This window comes from Streptomyces kryoterrae, from assembly GCF_054072135.1.
In genome coordinates this window covers 7,318,127-7,333,796 of the sequence record NZ_CM133358.1, presented here as the reverse complement: position 1 = coordinate 7,333,796, position 15,670 = coordinate 7,318,127, and the positions used below count along the sequence as shown (strand labels likewise).

At 71.2% G+C, this 15,670-nt stretch carries 15 protein-coding genes; 8 read left to right on the top strand and 7 right to left on the bottom strand.

What is annotated here, in order from left to right; genetic code table 11:
• Window positions 1-28: 28 nt before the first annotated feature.
• From ACW4TU_RS32565 to ACW4TU_RS32555, 3 genes are all read right to left on the bottom strand, one after another.
• On the bottom strand, window positions 29-298 hold the full coding sequence (locus ACW4TU_RS32565) for a DUF397 domain-containing protein (RefSeq protein WP_457419021.1): 270 nt from the start codon (window positions 296-298) through the stop codon (window positions 29-31).
• Window positions 280-1,122, bottom strand: a complete 843-nt coding sequence (locus ACW4TU_RS32560) for a helix-turn-helix domain-containing protein (protein WP_457419019.1) — start codon at window positions 1,120-1,122, stop codon at window positions 280-282. Before ACW4TU_RS32560 ends, ACW4TU_RS32565 begins: the two co-directional genes overlap by 19 nt.
• Before the next feature lie 123 nt (window positions 1,123-1,245).
• Window positions 1,246-2,415 carry a steroid 3-ketoacyl-CoA thiolase gene (locus ACW4TU_RS32555; protein ID WP_457419017.1) on the bottom strand — a complete coding sequence of 390 codons (1,170 nt, stop codon included), beginning with the start codon at window positions 2,413-2,415 and terminating at the stop codon, window positions 1,246-1,248.
• A gap of 268 nt (window positions 2,416-2,683) precedes the next feature.
• Here ACW4TU_RS32555 and ACW4TU_RS32550 point away from each other — a divergent pair, with 268 nt between their 5' ends.
• The 5 genes from ACW4TU_RS32550 (at window position 2,684) to ACW4TU_RS32530 (ending at window position 8,969) form a co-directional block, all read left to right on the top strand.
• Complete coding sequence (locus ACW4TU_RS32550; RefSeq protein WP_457419015.1) at window positions 2,684-3,922, top strand: cytochrome P450; 1,239 nt, start codon at window positions 2,684-2,686, stop codon at window positions 3,920-3,922.
• Window positions 3,923-4,123: 201 nt separating this feature from the next.
• Complete coding sequence (locus ACW4TU_RS32545; protein WP_457419013.1) at window positions 4,124-5,014, top strand: phytoene/squalene synthase family protein; 891 nt, start codon at window positions 4,124-4,126, stop codon at window positions 5,012-5,014.
• Between the two features lie 121 nt (window positions 5,015-5,135).
• A complete protein-coding gene (locus ACW4TU_RS32540; protein ID WP_457419010.1) occupies window positions 5,136-6,185 on the top strand; it encodes a helix-turn-helix transcriptional regulator in 1,050 nt (349 codons plus the stop codon).
• Between the two features lie 199 nt (window positions 6,186-6,384).
• The gene (locus tag ACW4TU_RS32535) at window positions 6,385-6,831 is read left to right on the top strand and encodes a heavy-metal-associated domain-containing protein (protein WP_457419008.1); all 447 of its coding nucleotides are present in this window, start codon (window positions 6,385-6,387) and stop codon (window positions 6,829-6,831) included.
• 86 nt (window positions 6,832-6,917) lie between these two features.
• Window positions 6,918-8,969 (top strand): hypothetical protein, encoded by a 2,052-nt coding sequence (locus ACW4TU_RS32530; protein WP_457419006.1) that lies wholly within the window; start codon window positions 6,918-6,920, stop codon window positions 8,967-8,969.
• A gap of 21 nt (window positions 8,970-8,990) precedes the next feature.
• Here ACW4TU_RS32530 and ACW4TU_RS32525 read toward each other — a convergent pair whose 3' ends face one another.
• Window positions 8,991-11,048, bottom strand: coding sequence for a bifunctional glycosyltransferase 87/phosphatase PAP2 family protein (locus ACW4TU_RS32525; RefSeq protein ID WP_457419004.1), 2,058 nt, complete (start codon window positions 11,046-11,048; stop codon window positions 8,991-8,993).
• Between the two features lie 319 nt (window positions 11,049-11,367).
• Between ACW4TU_RS32525 and ACW4TU_RS32520 the strand changes: the two genes are divergently transcribed.
• On the top strand, window positions 11,368-12,249 hold the full coding sequence (locus tag ACW4TU_RS32520) for a metallophosphoesterase family protein (protein WP_457419002.1): 882 nt from the start codon (window positions 11,368-11,370) through the stop codon (window positions 12,247-12,249).
• Between the two features lie 86 nt (window positions 12,250-12,335).
• Window positions 12,336-13,007: an O-methyltransferase gene (locus ACW4TU_RS32515; RefSeq protein ID WP_457419000.1), complete on the top strand. Its 672-nt coding sequence runs from the start codon at window positions 12,336-12,338 to the stop codon at window positions 13,005-13,007.
• 36 nt (window positions 13,008-13,043) lie between these two features.
• Here the strand turns inward: ACW4TU_RS32515 and ACW4TU_RS32510 are convergent, their stop codons facing one another.
• Window positions 13,044-13,436, bottom strand: a complete 393-nt coding sequence (locus ACW4TU_RS32510; RefSeq protein WP_164314267.1) for an FHA domain-containing protein — start codon at window positions 13,434-13,436, stop codon at window positions 13,044-13,046.
• A gap of 156 nt (window positions 13,437-13,592) precedes the next feature.
• Here ACW4TU_RS32510 and ACW4TU_RS32505 point away from each other — a divergent pair, with 156 nt between their 5' ends.
• Complete coding sequence (locus ACW4TU_RS32505; RefSeq protein ID WP_457418997.1) at window positions 13,593-14,006, top strand: DnaJ family domain-containing protein; 414 nt, start codon at window positions 13,593-13,595, stop codon at window positions 14,004-14,006.
• A gap of 37 nt (window positions 14,007-14,043) precedes the next feature.
• Here ACW4TU_RS32505 and ACW4TU_RS32500 read toward each other — a convergent pair whose 3' ends face one another.
• Both ACW4TU_RS32500 and ACW4TU_RS32495 read right to left on the bottom strand, forming a co-directional pair.
• Complete coding sequence (locus tag ACW4TU_RS32500) at window positions 14,044-14,949, bottom strand: hypothetical protein (protein WP_457418995.1); 906 nt, start codon at window positions 14,947-14,949, stop codon at window positions 14,044-14,046.
• A 5-nt stretch (window positions 14,950-14,954) separates the two neighbouring features.
• A complete protein-coding gene (locus tag ACW4TU_RS32495; protein WP_457418993.1) occupies window positions 14,955-15,554 on the bottom strand; it encodes a hypothetical protein in 600 nt (199 codons plus the stop codon).
• Between the last annotated feature and the right edge of the window lie 116 nt (window positions 15,555-15,670).

Genomic DNA, 15,670 nt, shown 5'->3' with positions numbered 1-15,670 from the left:
CAGCTCGCGCGTACGTACAGGGTTTCGATCAGTTCCGCAGGGTGGTTACGAAAACTGCCCAGGCGCCGGCGGGGAACACGAGAGCGGGACCGTGCGGGTTCTTGGAGTCACGGACGGGCACGACGGGGAGGTTGTCGGCGACTTCGAGGCACGCGCCGCCGTCGGGGTTGCTGTAGCTGCTCTTGCGCCAGGAGGCAGCCGCCAGGAAGTCGTCGGAAACCTCGACGCACTCGCCGCCGTCCGAGTTGCTGTAACTGCTCTTGCGCCACGTCACAGCTGTCAGGTCGATGGATCGCACGGTGTTTCCTCCAGCATCTGCCCGATGAACTTCCGCGACTCGGCGAGGGACAGGGCCAGGTCGCGCATCGCATCGTATGCGAGTTGCAGCCGGTCGAGTGAGGTGTGCTCCTGGATGAGTTCACCTCGGTGGGCGGTCTCCGTGTAAGCCACGGTACGGCCGTCAGGCAGCCTCAGGAACATCACATGCGTGCCGTCCAGGCTGCACGGCCCGGCGCTGAACGGCAGCACCTGAATCGTGACGTACGGGTGCTCGGAGACCTTCAACAGGTACTCCAGCTGCTCCCGCCAAGCCCCCTTTTCGCGCAGCGCCACGCGCAGGACGGCCTCGTACAGGATGGTGCGGAAGTGCGGGCCGCCCTCCCGGGTCAGCAACTCGGCTCGGCCGAGCCGCGCCCCGACCTGCTGGGCGAGCTCCTCTCCCCGGATGTCGCCCGCCTCAAGCACCTCGGTCGCGTACCCGCGCGTCTGGAGCACGCCCGGAATCCTGGTGACCCCGAAGTGCCACAGGCTCACCGCCTCGGACTCCAGCTGCATGTACTCGCGGTACTGCTCCTTGAACTCGGCCTTGCCCCCGAGCGCCAGTTCCCACAACGTCACCAGCAACGTGCCCGTGTCGTAGTACTGGTCGAGCGCCACGACCACATCCCCGCTGCCGAGCGTGTGGCCGTTCTCCATCTTGCCGAAGAGCGAGGAGTCCCAGCCCAGCTTGTCGGCCAGCTGCCGCAGGCTCTCGCCGCTCGCCCCGCGCAACGCCTTCAGCTCCTCGGCGAACCGCTGGCGCGGCTCCTGGCTGCGACTCGTCACAGGACGTCGTTGCGGCATCGCACCCTCCCCCTACAACACCCATGGATTCTCACGCACCGTAATCCACGGGCTACGCAGGGCACGGGCAAACGCCGGACGGCCCCCTGTACGAGTGAGCCGCAGCCACCACCGCGACCACCTTCACAACCGCTGGATGATCGTCCCCGTCGCCAGAGCCCCGCCCGCGCACATGGTGATCAGCGCGAACTCCTTGTCCACCCGCTCCAGTTCATGCAGCGCCGTGGCGATCAGCCGCGCCCCGGTCGCGCCCACCGGATGCCCGAGGGCGATGGCCCCGCCGTTCACGTTCACCTTGTCCAGGTCCTGCTCGAAGACCTGCGACCAGCTCAACACCACCGACGCGAACGCCTCGTTGATCTCGATCAGGTCGATGTCCTTCAGCGTCATGCCCGCCTTGCCGAGCACCGCCCGGGTCGCGTCGATCGGACCGTCCAGGTGGAAGTGCGGGTCGGAGCCCACCAGCGCCTGGGCCACGATCCGCGCCCTCGGGCGCAGCTTCAGCGCCCGCGCCATCCGCTTCGACGCCCACAGCAGCGCCGCCGAACCGTCGCTGATCTGGGAGGAGTTGCCCGCCGTATGGACAGCGGTCGGCATGATCGGCTTGAGGGAGGCCAGCGCGTCGGCCGACGTGTCCCGCAGCCCCTCGTCCCGGTCGACGAGCCGCCACATGCCCTGCCCGGCGCCCTGCTCCTCCTCCGTCGTGGGCACCTGGACGGCGAACGTCTCCCGCTTGAACCGCTCCTCCGCCCAGGCGACCGCCGCCCGCTCCTGCGAGACAAGACCCAGCGCGTCCACGTTCTCCCTGGTCAGCCCGCGCCGCCGGGCGATCCGCTCCGCCGCCTCGAACTGGTTGGGCAGATCCACGTTCCACTCCTCCGGGAACGGCTTCCCGGGGCCGTGCTTGGACGCCGAGCCCAGCGGCACCCGCGACATGGCCTCCACCCCGCAGCTGATGCCGACGTCGATGACGCCCGCCGAGATCATGTTGGCGACCATGTGCGAGGCCTGCTGGGAGGAGCCGCACTGGGCGTTGACAGTGGTCGCCGCGGTCTCATACGGCAGGCCCATGGTCAGCCAGGCGGTGCGGGCGGGGTTGGCGGACTGTTCGCCGGCCTGGGTGACCGCGCCGCCGACGATCTGCTCGACGCAGTCGGCGGGGATGCCGGTACGGCCCAGCAGTTCGCGGTAGGTCTCGCCCAGGAGGTAGGCGGGGTGCAGGTTGGCGAGGGCGCCGCCGCGCCTGCCGATGGGGGTGCGTACGGCTTCGACGATCACGGGTTCCGCGGCCATGATGGGGAGTTCCTCTCCTCAGGTCACCCGCGCGGCGCGGGCGTCCCGGCCACCCGCCACGCAGAACTAGTACGCGTTCTAGTTCTGCTTGCAGTCTGCTGACGGCCCGTCCGACACCGCAACCCCCTTGCAGCGCCCGATAGCACAAGCGGTGCCCGGAATTGGTGGCGTCGCACCCCTTGCCTCTTCTGGAACCCGTTACTACCTTCGCGACACCCACCCATTCCTGATGGACCGTCAGATACTGGTCAGATGACGGGAGTTTCCGATGGCGTCCTGTCCCGCGCTGCCTGAAGGGTTCGACTTCACCGACCCCGACCTGCTCCAAGACCGCGTACCTCTTCCGGAGTTCGCCGAGCTGCGCGCCACCGAGCCGGTCCACTGGGTGCCCCAGCACCCCGGCATCGCGGGCTTCGCCGACGAGGGCTACTGGGCCGTCGCCCGGCACGCGGACGTCAAGTACGTTTCCACGCACCCGGAGTTGTTCTCGTCCAACACCAACACGGCGATCATCCGCTTCAACGAGCACATCGAGCGCGACGCGATCGACGCCCAGCGGCTGTTCATGCTCAACATGGACCCGCCCGAGCACACCCGGGTCCGCCAGATCGTCCAGCGCGGCTTCACCCCGCGCGCGATCCGCGGTCTGGAGGACAACCTGCGCAGCCGCGCGCTCGCCATCGCCGCGAGCGCCGCCGCCCGTGGCGGCTCCTTCGACTTCGTCACGGAGGTCGCCTGCGAACTGCCTCTCCAGGCCATCGCGGAGCTGATCGGCATCCCCCAGGAGGACCGCCTCAGGATCTTCGAGTGGTCCAACAGGATGATCTCGTACGACGATCCGGAGTTCGCGATCACCGCGGAGGTCGGCCAGCAGTCGGCGATGGAACTCATCGCGTACGCCATGAACATGTCCGCCGAGCGCAAGCAGTGCCCGGCGAAGGACATCGTCACCACGCTGGTGGCCGCCACGGACGAGGGCAACCTCGCCTCGGACGAGTTCGGCTTCTTCGTGCTGATGCTGGCCGTGGCGGGCAACGAGACGACCCGCAACGCCATCACCCACGGCATGCACGCCTTCCTCACCCATCCCGACCAGTGGGAGCTGTACAAGCGCGAACGCCCGGAAACCACCGCCGAGGAGATCGTGCGCTGGGCCACCCCGATCATGTCCTTCCAGCGAACGGCCACCCAGGACACCGAGTTGGGCGGCCAGAAGATCAAAGAGGGCGACCGCGTCGGCATGTTCTACTCCTCCGCCAACCGCGACCCCGAGGTCTTCGACTCCCCGAACGTGTTCGACATCACCCGCGACCCCAATCCGCACCTCGGCTTCGGCGGTGGAGGCCCGCACTTCTGCCTCGGCAAGTCCCTGGCCGTCATGGAGATCAACCTGATCTTCAACGCCCTCGCCGACGCCATGCCGGGCCTCACCCTGACCGGAGACCCGCGCCGACTGCGCTCGGCCTGGGTCAACGGCGTCAAGGAACTCCAGGTGAGCGCGGGCTAGCCACAGCCACGCGAGAAGGCCGCGAGACTCGGGCCGGCGGCCTCCCGGCGTCGCCGGCCCGTCCCGACGTGAGGCAGGGGCACATCCCACGCCCCGCCCCTGCCTCCGCCCACCACCGGTCGTAGACTGCGAAGGCAAACGCAACTACGACGGTGAGGCGTGCCGGTGCGATCCTGGCAACGTTGTCTGGACGCGGCGGGAGTGACCAGCGGCAGTGACCGCGCCGCCTATCTGAAGGCCAAGCAGTTCATGCTGAGCCGGGAACCCGCCGGCCATGTGGCGGTGCGGCTGCTGATGCCCGCCCGTCTCCAGCCCCACACCCTGGCCGGATACGCGTTCGCGTCGTTCACCGACGACCTCTGCGACCGGGGCACCGTGGCGGAGCGGACGCGCCGCTACGAGAGCTGGGCCGGGCAGGTGCGCACAGCGCTGGACACCGGAACCGCCCGCCATCCCCTGCTGCGGGCCTTCCTGCACACCGCCGAGGCACGTGAACTGCCGCGCTCCTGGGTGGACTCGTATCTCGTCGGGGCCGAAATCGACCTGGACTTCGGCGGGTTCACGACCGAGGACGACTACCAGGCGTACATCGACAAGCTGACCTGGCCGTTCCTCATGATCACCTCGGGCCTGTCGATGCCGGGCGGCGGCAGCCGGGCCTACGCGGACAGCTGCCGGCTGCTCGCCGACGCCTGCCAGCGCACCGACTTCCTCACCGACCTGGCCGAGGACCTGCGCGACGGACGCCTCTACCTCCCCACCGACGACCTGGAAAAACACGGTGCCGTACGGGCCGACCTGGAGCAAGGCCGGGACCTCCCCGGTGTCCGTTCCCTGCTCTCCGCCACGGCGGCGACGGCCCACGCCACGCTCCGCGAGGCGACCCGGATCGTCGCCGAACTCCCGGCGGAGCAGCGCACGTTGACCCGCTTCGTCATCCTCCTGCACGACCAGCGTCTGCGCCGGGCAGCCACCATGGGCGCCACGGTCACCCGCCGCCCCGTCCGCGACAACCCGGTCACCTGCCTCCGTCTGCTGGCCCGCTCGCACCGCCCGGACCTCGACCTGCCCCCGCTACGGGCCGGTTCCTAGGGCTGTCCGGCACACGCTCTCAACTACGCTTTCAGCCAAGCAGGTTCAAGCCTGTCGGCGCTCTGTCAACGAGTATGTGACGGGTACGGGCCAGGTGAATGGTGACAGGGGTGCGGACACGATGATCGGGACGGCGTTCCGGAGTGAGGACGTGGCGGCGGAGGACCGGTTCGAATACTGGCGGGAGTTGGTCGGCCGGACGCACGCCCCCAGCGACATGAGCAGCGAGTACGCCGACGACTTCTGGGCGGAACAGCGGCTGTTGCAGCTGGGACCCGTGACGGTGTGGCCGGGGTCGTTCCGGCCGATGCGGTTCCGGCGGACCACACGGATGATCCGGCAGTCGGACCCGGAGTTCTACCACGTCTCGCTGGTGCTCGGCGGCGGGCTGGGAGTCGACCAGGCCGGGCGGATGGACACCCACGGCCCGCAGGACCTGTACGTGGTCGACACCTCGCAGCCGTACGACGTACGGCCCCCGGCGGACAAGGACCGTTGTGTGGTCACGGGGGTGGGCGTCGAGTTCCCCAAGGTCCTGGTACCGATATCACCGGACCGGGTCGCGGACCTGCTGGCCAGACGGCTGTCGGCGCAGGAGGGAGTGGGCGCCCTGCTGTCCGGCTTCCTCACCGGCGTGGCCGAGCAGGCCGACTCCCTCCAGCCGTCCGACGCGCCACGCCTGGGCACCGTGGTGCTCGACCTGCTGCTGGCCTGGTTCGCGCAGGAACTCGACAGTGAGACGGCCCTGACCCCGGAAACCCGCCGGCGCACCCTCACCGCGCACATACGGGCCTTCGTCCGGCGCAACCTCCACGACCCGGACCTCTCCCCGCCCGTGATCGCCGCCGCCCACCACATCTCCCTCAGCTATCTGCACCGTCTCTTCCAGCAGGAGACGCGCGGCGAAACGGTCGCGGGCTGGATCCGCGTCCAGCGGCTGGAAGGCGCCCGCCGCGACCTGGCGGACCCCGCCCTGCGCGCCACGCCCGTCCACACCATCGCAGCCCGCTGGGGCCTGAGCCGCCCCGCCGAGTTCAGCCGGGCCTTCCGCAACGCCTATGGCGTGCCGCCCACCGAATACCGACTCCAGGCGGCGGCGCCCACCACACCACAGGACATCGCGAAGAGGTCCGCCGGCGGACGGGTGGTTCGGGTGCCGGGCGGGAAATGAGACCGACCGGCACATGAGGGGTGGGAGAAGGAACGGGGCTGGGTGCGTGCGGCTGCAAGGCGGAGGATTGAGGCATGGCGGAGCCATGGTGATTGACGACAACGCGGCAGATGCGCGTGCCCGGGCCCGCGACGCCGCCCCCCGTTTGCCGGTCGGTCTAAGGTCTCGTCATCGACTTGACGCGAGGGAGCGACCGGGGATGCTGGCAGAGGCGATGATCGCGGCTGCCGCCGCGGCGGGCACGACGGTTGTACAGAGCGCGAGTTCGGATCTGTGGACCGCGTTCCGGGACCGGTGCGCCCGGCTCGTCGGCCGCGGCGATCCCGAGCGGGAGAGCGACGCTCTGGAGCGGCTCGACCAGACCGCCGCCGTACTGGACGCCGCCGGCGAGGACGAGGCCGGGCGGGTCCGGGACCTTCAGGTCGGCCTCTGGCAGGGGCGGTTCGAGGCGTTGCTGGAGAGCCTGGAGCAGCCCGAACGTGAACGCCTCGTCGCCGAACTCCGCGCGCTGGCCGAGGAGTCGACAGCTGTGCAGGCCGGCCGGGGTGTGGTGTCCGGCAACACCTTCCACGGCCCCACGGCGGTCCAGGTCGGCGACCACAACCACCAGGACGTCCACTTCGGACCCGGCGGACCCACCGGATGACCGACAGCGGCCCGGACGGCCCGACCGAGGTACCCGACAAGCCGGACAGCCCAAAGGAATTAGGGGAATCGAGGGAGTCAGGGGAGTTGAAGGGCAACACCTTCCACGGTCCCACCGCCCTCCAGGTCGGCACCGGCAACACCATGAACGTCCGCTACGACGTCACCGCGCCCTCTCCCCTCGACGCGGCGGCCGACGAACTGGCCGCCGCCGTGCGCCGTCAGTGGGAGCGGGAGGCCGGACTCCGCAGGCTCCTCGACCCCGCCCCGCTGCCCGTCCGCTGGCAGGTGAGCGACCGCAGGATGACCGGCCGGGTCAGCGGCGCCACCGCCGAGGGCGCCCGCGCCCGCTTCGCCCCGCTGCCGGGGCTCGTCCCCGCCACCCGCGACGGGCTGCGCCGGGGTGGCGGTCCGGGTGAACTGCACGCCGCTTACGGCGGGTTGGCCTCCGGGCGGCTTCTCCTCGTCGGCCCGCCCGCGGTGGGCAAGACGGCCGCCGCCGTGCTCCTGCTTCTCGACGCGCTCCGGTACCGCGCGAACACCGCCTCGGCCGACCTGCGCCGTCTCGTGCCCGTGCCGGTGCTGCTGTCGCTGCACGGCTGGGACCCGGCCGCCGAGAGCCCGGCCGACTGGGCGGCGACCCGGCTGTCCCGCGAGTACACCCTGTTCCGGGGCCGCAACGGCCGTGCCCGTGCGCTCGAACTGCTGGAGTCCGGCCGCGTCGCGCTGTTTCTGGACGCCCTGGACGAGGTCGGCGGCAAGCTGCGTACGGCCATGGTGAGCGCGTTGGAGTCCGCCGACTTCCGCCTCGTACTCGTGTCCCGCTCGAAGGAGGCCGTTCTCACCTCCCGGCGGGCCCGGCTGAGCGGTGCCGTGGCGCTGGAGATCCTCCCCGTGCGCCCCGCCGACGCCGCCGCGTATCTCCTCGGCCCGCTCCCCGAGCCGTCGCCGCCCGCCTGGGAGGCACTCGCGCACACGCTCCTGCGGACACCCGACAGCTCCGTCGCCCGCGCCCTCTCCAGTCCCCTCGCCGTCGGCCTCCTGCGTGACGTCTACGGCGACGCCGACCCGGTCGACGAACTCCTCGACCCCGTCCGCTTCCCCACCCCGCGTGCCGTCGAGGACCATCTCCTCGACCACGCCGTCACCGCCGCGTACACCGCGCGGCCGGGACGCCCGCGCCCCCGGCACTCCCCCGAGGCGGCCGACCGGGCCCTGCGTCACCTGGCCGTCCGCCTCACCGAGCAGGGCACGCGCGACCTGCTCTGGTGGCACATCCCCAGCTGGGCGGACCGCCGGCCACGGGCGGTCGCCGTCGGAGCCGTCGTCGGTCTCCTGTACGGCGTGAGCTGCTTCTTCCTGACCCTGCGGGGGTCCGGTCCCGTGTGGGCGGGCGTGCTGGGGCCCGGATCCGCGATCACGGCCGGGGTCGCGGCCGGGCACATGAGTTTCCGCAGCGGTGACCCGCAGCCGTTGCCGAGCGCCGGGTGGCGGGACATCTTCAGCCGGTCGGCCGTCCGGGCGGGCGTCGTCCAATGGCTGGTGACGGCGGTCGGCGTCTGGCTGGTCTTCGGGACCGGAACGCTGACGGACGTCGATCTGCCCGCCTGGCTCTGCTTCCTCTCCACGATTCCGGTCGGCTTCGGCACGACGCTGGTCTACGGCCGCGGCTACGAACTCGTCGCCGGAACCTTCATCGGCCACGGCTCGGGGCGCTGGTTCGACAGGGTCAGGGAGGAGCACACCAACCCGCCCGTGGCGGACAGCCGGTCCGTCGGGCCCCGGGACGTGTGGCTGCACCACATAAGGCTGCGGCTCTTCCTCGGTCTCCTGGTCGGCCTCACGGTCGCCCTGCTCGTCGTGCCCGCCGCCACCTGGGGGCACGACTTCTGGACCAGTGCCCCGCTCGGCCTCGGCGCGGGCCTGTGGGCCGGCCTCACGGCGGGTCCCGTGACCAACCTGGGAGTCGCCACGGCCATGACCGCCGTACAGCTCTCCGCCGCCGAGGGCACCCCCGTACGCCTGATGTCCTTCCTGGAGGACGCCCGCCGCCGCAACCTGCTGCGGGCGACGGGCCCGGTGTACCAGTTCCGCCACGCCAGACTCCAGGAACGGCTGGCCCGGCCGCGCTCCCGGTGACACCGGGACACCTGTTGCCGGTCAGGTGCGGGTTTTCGCCGCCCAGGCCGGGCGCGGCAGGCCGTCGTCGTCCTCCGCCGCTGCCGCCACGACCGTACGGGCACGCGGGCCCATGAACACGTACGACAGTCCGAACCCGGCGAGGACCACCGCCGCCCCGCCCACCGCGTCCAGCACCCAGTGGTTGCCGGTCGCGACGATCGCGGAGACGGTGAAGAACGGATGCAGCATCCCCAGCGCCTTCATCCACCACTTCGGCGCGACGATCGCGATGACGAGCCCGCACCACAGCGACCACCCGAAGTGCAGCGAGGGCATCGCCGCGTACTGGTTGGTCAGGGCGGTGAGCGTGCCGTAGTCCGGCTTGGAGAAGTCCTGGACGCCGTGCACGGTGTCGATGATGCCGAGGCCCGGCATCAGACGCGGCGGGGCCAGCGGGTAGAGCCAGAAGCCGACGAGGGCGAGCAGGGTGGCGAAGCCGAGGGAGGCGCGGGCCCAGCGGTAGTCGACCGGGCGGCGCCAGTAGAGGACGCCGAGGACGGTCAGGGGCACGAAGAAGTGGAACGACGTGTAGTAGAAGTCGAAGAAGTCCCGCATCCAGCCGATCTTCACGACCGTGTGGTTGACCCAGTGCTCGACGTCGATGTGCAGGAACTTCTCGATGTCGTGGACCTGGTGGCCGTGCGCCTCGGCGGTGGACCGGCCGCCCGTGGTCGTCCCGCCGGTCGCGGCGAGCCGGACCTTCTGGTAGGCGGCGTACGTGACCCGGATCAGCAGCAGTTCGAGGAGCAGGTTCGGGCGGGTGAGCACCCGGCGCAGGAAGGGCGTGAGCGGGACGCGCCCGAAGCGGGCGGGGACCGGCGCCGCGTAGTCCGTGGGGACCGGTGAGCGGTAGTGCTCGGAGGTCCGGGACAGGAACGGTACGACGGTGGCGGCGGCGATCGCGGCCAGCAGCACGATGTTGTCGCGGACCGGGTAGAGGGCGCCCATGTTCGGGATGACCATCTTGGCGGGCAGTGTCATCACGATGATGACGGCGATCGGCCACATGTAGCGGTCGGAGGCGCGCCTGCCGACCCGGCCGACGACCGCGAGCAGCACCCACAGCAGCTGGTGCTGCCAGGTCGTGGGAGACACCGCGATGGCCGCGCAACCGGTGATCGCGACGGCCAGCAGCAGCTGGCCGTCCTGGGCGTAGCGCACCGCCCGGCGCAGGCCGAGGGCGGCGACGCCCGCGCCGAGCACCAGGAACAGGGTGATCTCGAGGGGTCCTTCGAAGCCCAGCCGCAGCAGGGCGCCGTGCAGGGACTGGTTGGCGAGGTCGTCGGCGGCGCCGCCGAGCCCGACCCCGCCCATGTGGTGGACCCAGTAGGTGTACGAGTCGTCGGCCATCGCGATCCACGCGAGCGCGGTGCAGGCGGCGAAGGTGATCCCGGCACAGACTGCGGCCCGTCGCCGGCCGGTGAACCACAGCAGCGGCGCGAACAGCAGCACAGTGGGCTGGAGAGCCGCGGCGAGGCCGATGAGGGCGCCGGCCGCCCGTTCCTCGCGTGCGACGAAGCAGCCGAGCAGGACCAGCAGGACGGGGATGATGCTGGTCTGGCCGAGGTAGAGGGTGTTGCGCACGGGCAGCGACAGCATCAGCAGGCTGATCGCGACGGGCGCGGCGAGCAGCGAGGTGCGGCGGCTCACCGGCGTCGGGAGGGCGCGGGCGGCGACCACACCGAGCGCGACGACCAGCAGCAGCGTGCCGAAGGTCCAGCCCCAGCCGAGGGCCTGTTCGGCGGCCCGGGTGAGCGGCTTGAGGACGAGTCCGCCGAAGGGCGTGCCGGTGAACTGCGTCGAGTCGTAGAGCGAGCCCTTCACATGCAGGACGCCGTCGGGGCCCACCCAGGTCTCCAGGTCGGTCAGCCGGTCCGCCTTCGGGGTGCCGAGGACGACGGCCACCTGTCTGACCGCGAGAACGGCGACGACGAGCCAGAGCGCCGCACGGGCCAGTTTCAGCCGTGCCCGCGCCGTCCCGGCGGCGCCCGCTCCGAAGGCACCTCCCGCTCCACCACCGTGCTCTGCGTTCGCCACGCCGTGCAGGCCTCCTGCCCTGTCTGCCCCGTATGCACCATGGGCACGATTTGCCCCACGCGTATCATCCTGTACGAATCCCCCGGGGATCGCACCGCCCCTGATGGGGGACGCGAGCAACCCCCAATTCACCTGAGGGACCCCGGCCATTCGTCCGGCCTTTTGTCCGGTCGACGATAGTCGGCTCGGGGTACGGTTCCGCCCCCGGCCACGACGCGGACCGCGCGGAGGCGCGAAACCGGCCGCTTTCAGGCCGGAACGGACAAGGTCCGCCCGAAGCCGACCGTGGCCTGTCGTGGCCCGGAGTAGCGTCGCCGGGATGCGGATACTCCATCTCTCCGACATCCACATCAACCACGCCGGCGCGCCCAACCGCCACGGCGTCGACACCACCGGGTCACTGCGCGGGATGCTCGCCGCCGCCGGGCATCTCCCGGGCCTCGGGGCCGTCGTCGCCAGCGGGGACCTCGCGGACAGCGGGGCACCCGAGGAGTACGCGGTCGTACGGGACCTCGTGGGCACGTTCGCCCGGGAGCGGGGCATCCCGGTGTTCTGCACGACCGGCAACCACGACGAGCGCGGCGCCTTCGCGAAGGCACTGGGCAGCGGCCATCTGGACCCGGCGGGCGGGGACCGCGCCGACTCCCGGCTCATTTCCGCCGTGGGCGAGTTGGCGGCGTCGAGCACGGTGGGCGGGCATCGGATCGTCACGCTCGACTCGCTCGTCCCGGGCAAGGTGTACGGATACCTCGGCGCCGCCCAACTGGACTGGCTGCGCGAGCTGTTGCGCACCCCGGCGCCGCACGGCACGACCGTCGTCCTGCACCATCCGCCGGTCACCCTCGACAACGCGCTCCAGCGGGCGCTGGGGCTGGGCAACCCGGCGGACCTGGCCGACGCGGTCCGGGGCAGCGACGTACGGCTGATCCTGTGCGGCCACTTCCACCTCCAGATCATGGGGTACCTGGAGTCGGTGCCGGTGTGGGTGACGCCGGGAGTGTTCAACCGGATCGACCTGACCGGCCCGGCGGGCACGGAACGGGCGGTGCGCGGGGCCTCGGCCACGCTCGTCGACCTGGGCTCGCCGCACGGCCCGCTGTTCCACACGCTGCACGCCCGCGATCCCCGGGCCGGCGAGACGGTCTACGAGATCGACGAGGCGCGGATCGCCGACGTCATCGCCCGTGAGGGCTACAAATAGGCGCGCCACAACCCACAGGGCTACGAAAGACTCGGCACGCACTCGCACGCACTTCGTACCCGGCCACGACGGAAGGCACAGCCCACATGAGTGAGTCCCAGCACTGGGAAGACGTCGACGACTACTTCACCAACCTCCTGGCCCCGGCCGACGAGGCCCTGGAGGCGGCGCTGCGCGACAGCGACGCGGAGGGGCTGCCGCACATCAACGTCGCCCCGAACCAGGGCAAGCTGCTCCAGCTCCTCGCCCAGGTCCAGGGCGCCCGCCGCATCCTGGAGATCGGCACGCTCGGCGGCTACAGCACCATCTGGCTGGCCCGCGCGCTCCCGGCCGACGGCCGGCTGATCACCCTGGAGTACGACGCGAAGCACGCCGACGTCGCCCGCCGCAACCTCGCGCGGGCCGGCCTCGACGGCATCACCGAGGTGCGGACGGGCCCCGCCCTGGAGACGCTGCCCAAGCTGGCCGACGAGAACCCCGGCCCGTTCGACCTGGTCTTCATCGACGCCGACAAGGCCAACAACCCGCACTACGTGGAGTGGGCCCTGCGGCTGACCACCACGGGCAGCCTGATCATCGTCGACAACGTGGTGCGCGGCGGCGCGGTGACCGACGCGGACTCCACCGACCCGAGCGTCCGGGGCACCCGCGCCGCCCTCCAGCTCATCGCCGAGCACCCGAGGCTGAGCGGGACGGCGGTGCAGACGGTGGGCAGCAAGGGGTACGACGGCTTCGCGCTGGCGAGGGTCGTGGCGTAGCCGGGGCCCCTCCCCTGGCCTCAACCCTCGGGGGCCTCAACCCTCGTGGTAGAAGCCGACGTTGACGCTGCGCGGCCCGGTGCGGTCCTGGACGATGATCTCGCCGGAGCCGCCCCGGGGCAGCGGCACGCTTCCTCCGTACGGCACGGTCTGGGCGTACTCGCCGACCACCAGCCGGACTTCGGAGGACGGGTCGGGCTGGGAGCCCTGCAGCCAGGAGAGGTGCCAGGTGCTGTCGGGGCCGCACAGGAACTCCAGGTGGACCCGGGAGACGAACAGCCAGTCGTCCGGGGTCACGAGACGGCACACCGCCTTGTCCCGGCCCACCCGCATGATGGCCCCCGGTTCGCTGGGCGCCTCGGCCATGAGCATGCCGGCCGTGGCGCCGGCGTCCGTCCCGGAGACGGTGGCCATGGTGAGTTCGAGCACGTGCGCTCCTTCTGAACGGTCACCGAGGGTGACCCGACCGGTCCTCGCGGAACAGTCGTTGCTGAACAGTCCCTGTACGGCAGCCATGTTGCCGTACGACGCCGCATGATAAATCGCCCCATCGTCGGGTTGGGCGAGGTCCGGCACAATGGACACATGACCGAACGCAAGCCACCCGGTGTGGGTTTCGAGTCCTGGGTCGACCGGCAGATCCGCGAGGCGGAGGCGCGCGGGGAGTTCGCCGGGCTGCCCGGTGCGGGCAGGCCGCTGGCCGACGGTCCTGACACGTCGTACGACGAACTGTGGTGGATCAAGCAGAAAATGGCCCGCGAGGGGCTGTCGGTCCTGCCGCCGACGCTGGCCCTGCGCAAGGAGGCGGAGGACGCGCTGGCGGCGGCGCGAAAAGCCCCCTCCGAGGGGGCGGTCCGCCGGATCGTGACGGAGATCAACGTCAAGATCCGCGACATGATGTTCAGGCCGCCGCCCGGCCCCCCGCTGGGTCTCAAGCCGTACGACGTCGACGACCTCGTACGGGAGTGGCGGGAGGCGCGGGCGGGTCAGGCGGAGTAGCCGTGCGGTACGCAGGCCTCAGCGGTGTGCCGGGGCCTCAGCTGCGCAGCAGCCGGTCCGCCAGTTCGCGGTAGTCCCGCAGCGCGAGCCGGAGCCGCTCGGTCTCGCCGCCGCCGTTGTCGTTGGCGCCGGTGGCCTGCAGGGTCGCGCGGACGGTACGGCGGCTGCGCGCCACCGCCTCCGTGAAACGCTCGGTGATCTCCTCCAGTACGCGGTCGGCCTCCTCGACGGACTCCTGGGGGCCGTCCACGAACCCGGTGACGGCGTGCTGGAGCCGCAGGGTGAGCTTGTCCCGCTCGTCCTGGGCGAGCAGTGCGACCCCGTGGGACGACTGCCCCTCGTGGGAACGGGTGGCAGCGGGCGCGGAGCCGGGCGGCCGTACGGCGGCACCGTCGACCGGATTCCTGCCGTCCGACCTCTCGGCGGCCGGCCGTTCACCGGCCGACTTCCTGGCATCGGACCTCGCGGTGGCCGACCGATCGCCGGCCAGCCCCTCACGGCCCGCCCTCTCGCCGGTCAGCCTTCCACCGTTCGACTTCTCGGCGGTCGGCTTCTCGCCTACGGCCCTGTCGCCGGACAGTCGTTCGCCGGTCGCACTCGTGGTGCCCGACGTCCCGGCAGCGGACCTGTCGCCGGACACGCCGTCGCCGGTCGGCCCCTGGCCGCCCGGCCTTTCGCCGACGGCCCTCTCGCCGGACAGGCTTCCGCCGGCCGTACTCGTGGCGTCCGACCTCTCGGCGGCCGACCGTTCGCCGACCTGCCGCTCGGCGCCCGCCCTCTCGCCGACGGCCCTCTCGGTACCCGACCTGTCGGTGCCCGACCTGTCGCCGGTCGCCTTCTCATCTGTCGCCCGCTCGGCGGCCGACCTCTCCGCGGCCAACTTCTCCGGATCGAGCCTCGCGGTGTCCGGCTTCGTCGTGTCCCGGTTGCTGTTGTCCGTCATGTCCGTCAACTTCCCTTCAGCTGAAGCTTGTTGAGTCGCGACTTCGACGTCGGCCGGGGCCGCTCCCTCTCGTCGACCAGGTCGTCGAAGAAGGCGCGGGCCTCGATCATCGCCGTGCGCATCTCCTCCGTGTCGGCCCGCTCCTCGTGGGCCGCGCTGTGCACGCGCCGGTAGCCGTGCACATGCTCGGCGTGGTGCACCGAGAGCGCGGCGACCTGCTCCTCGTACTCGCCGCCGACGGGGAAGCCACGGGCACCGGCCAGCTCACTGAGGAGCAGGTCGGCATCGGCGACCGCCTGGTGCGGCGACTCGACGAACTGTTCCTGGGCGGCCGTCCAGCGGGCCGTGAACCGTTCGCGCTCGGCGGGCTCCAGCGGGCGTTCCCGCAGGTCACCGTGGCGCTGGAGGCGCTCGGCGAGTTCGTGGTCGGCTGCCTTGGTGTCGCCGTCGTGCCGGGCGAGGACCCGGTCGTACTCGGGTCCGAAGTGCCGTTTCAGGTTGCGTGGGCCGTGTGCTCCGGCGGCCCGCCGGTTCAGGGCGACCGCGCCTATGACGACGGCCGCGACAATGAGCACGATCAGAACGATGAGCACTCCTGTGGACATGAATGCCTTCCGGATTTCTCGACCGACTTGTCGACCGACCCGACCGACGGTCCGAACAGGGCGGTCACAGTCCCGAGTTGCCCGGAAGTCGCTTCCCAAACAGGCCGGCGCGGGAC

What these genes read in the sequence shown, in the direction of transcription:
- ACW4TU_RS32500 (WP_457418995.1), bottom strand. Translation starts at nt 14,949, where the DNA reads ATGACGGACAACAGCAACCGGGACACGACGAAGCCGGACACCGCGAGG.
- ACW4TU_RS32535 (WP_457419008.1), top strand. Translation starts at nt 6,385, where the DNA reads ATGCTGGCAGAGGCGATGATCGCGGCTGCCGCCGCGGCGGGCACGACG.
- ACW4TU_RS32520 (WP_457419002.1), top strand. Translation starts at nt 11,368, where the DNA reads ATGCGGATACTCCATCTCTCCGACATCCACATCAACCACGCCGGCGCG.
- ACW4TU_RS32555 (WP_457419017.1), bottom strand. Translation starts at nt 2,415, where the DNA reads ATGGCCGCGGAACCCGTGATCGTCGAAGCCGTACGCACCCCCATCGGC.
- ACW4TU_RS32495 (WP_457418993.1), bottom strand. Translation starts at nt 15,554, where the DNA reads ATGTCCACAGGAGTGCTCATCGTTCTGATCGTGCTCATTGTCGCGGCC.
- ACW4TU_RS32505 (WP_457418997.1), top strand. Translation starts at nt 13,593, where the DNA reads ATGACCGAACGCAAGCCACCCGGTGTGGGTTTCGAGTCCTGGGTCGAC.
- ACW4TU_RS32550 (WP_457419015.1), top strand. Translation starts at nt 2,684, where the DNA reads ATGGCGTCCTGTCCCGCGCTGCCTGAAGGGTTCGACTTCACCGACCCC.
- ACW4TU_RS32540 (WP_457419010.1), top strand. Translation starts at nt 5,136, where the DNA reads ATGATCGGGACGGCGTTCCGGAGTGAGGACGTGGCGGCGGAGGACCGG.
- ACW4TU_RS32515 (WP_457419000.1), top strand. Translation starts at nt 12,336, where the DNA reads ATGAGTGAGTCCCAGCACTGGGAAGACGTCGACGACTACTTCACCAAC.
- ACW4TU_RS32560 (WP_457419019.1), bottom strand. Translation starts at nt 1,122, where the DNA reads ATGCCGCAACGACGTCCTGTGACGAGTCGCAGCCAGGAGCCGCGCCAG.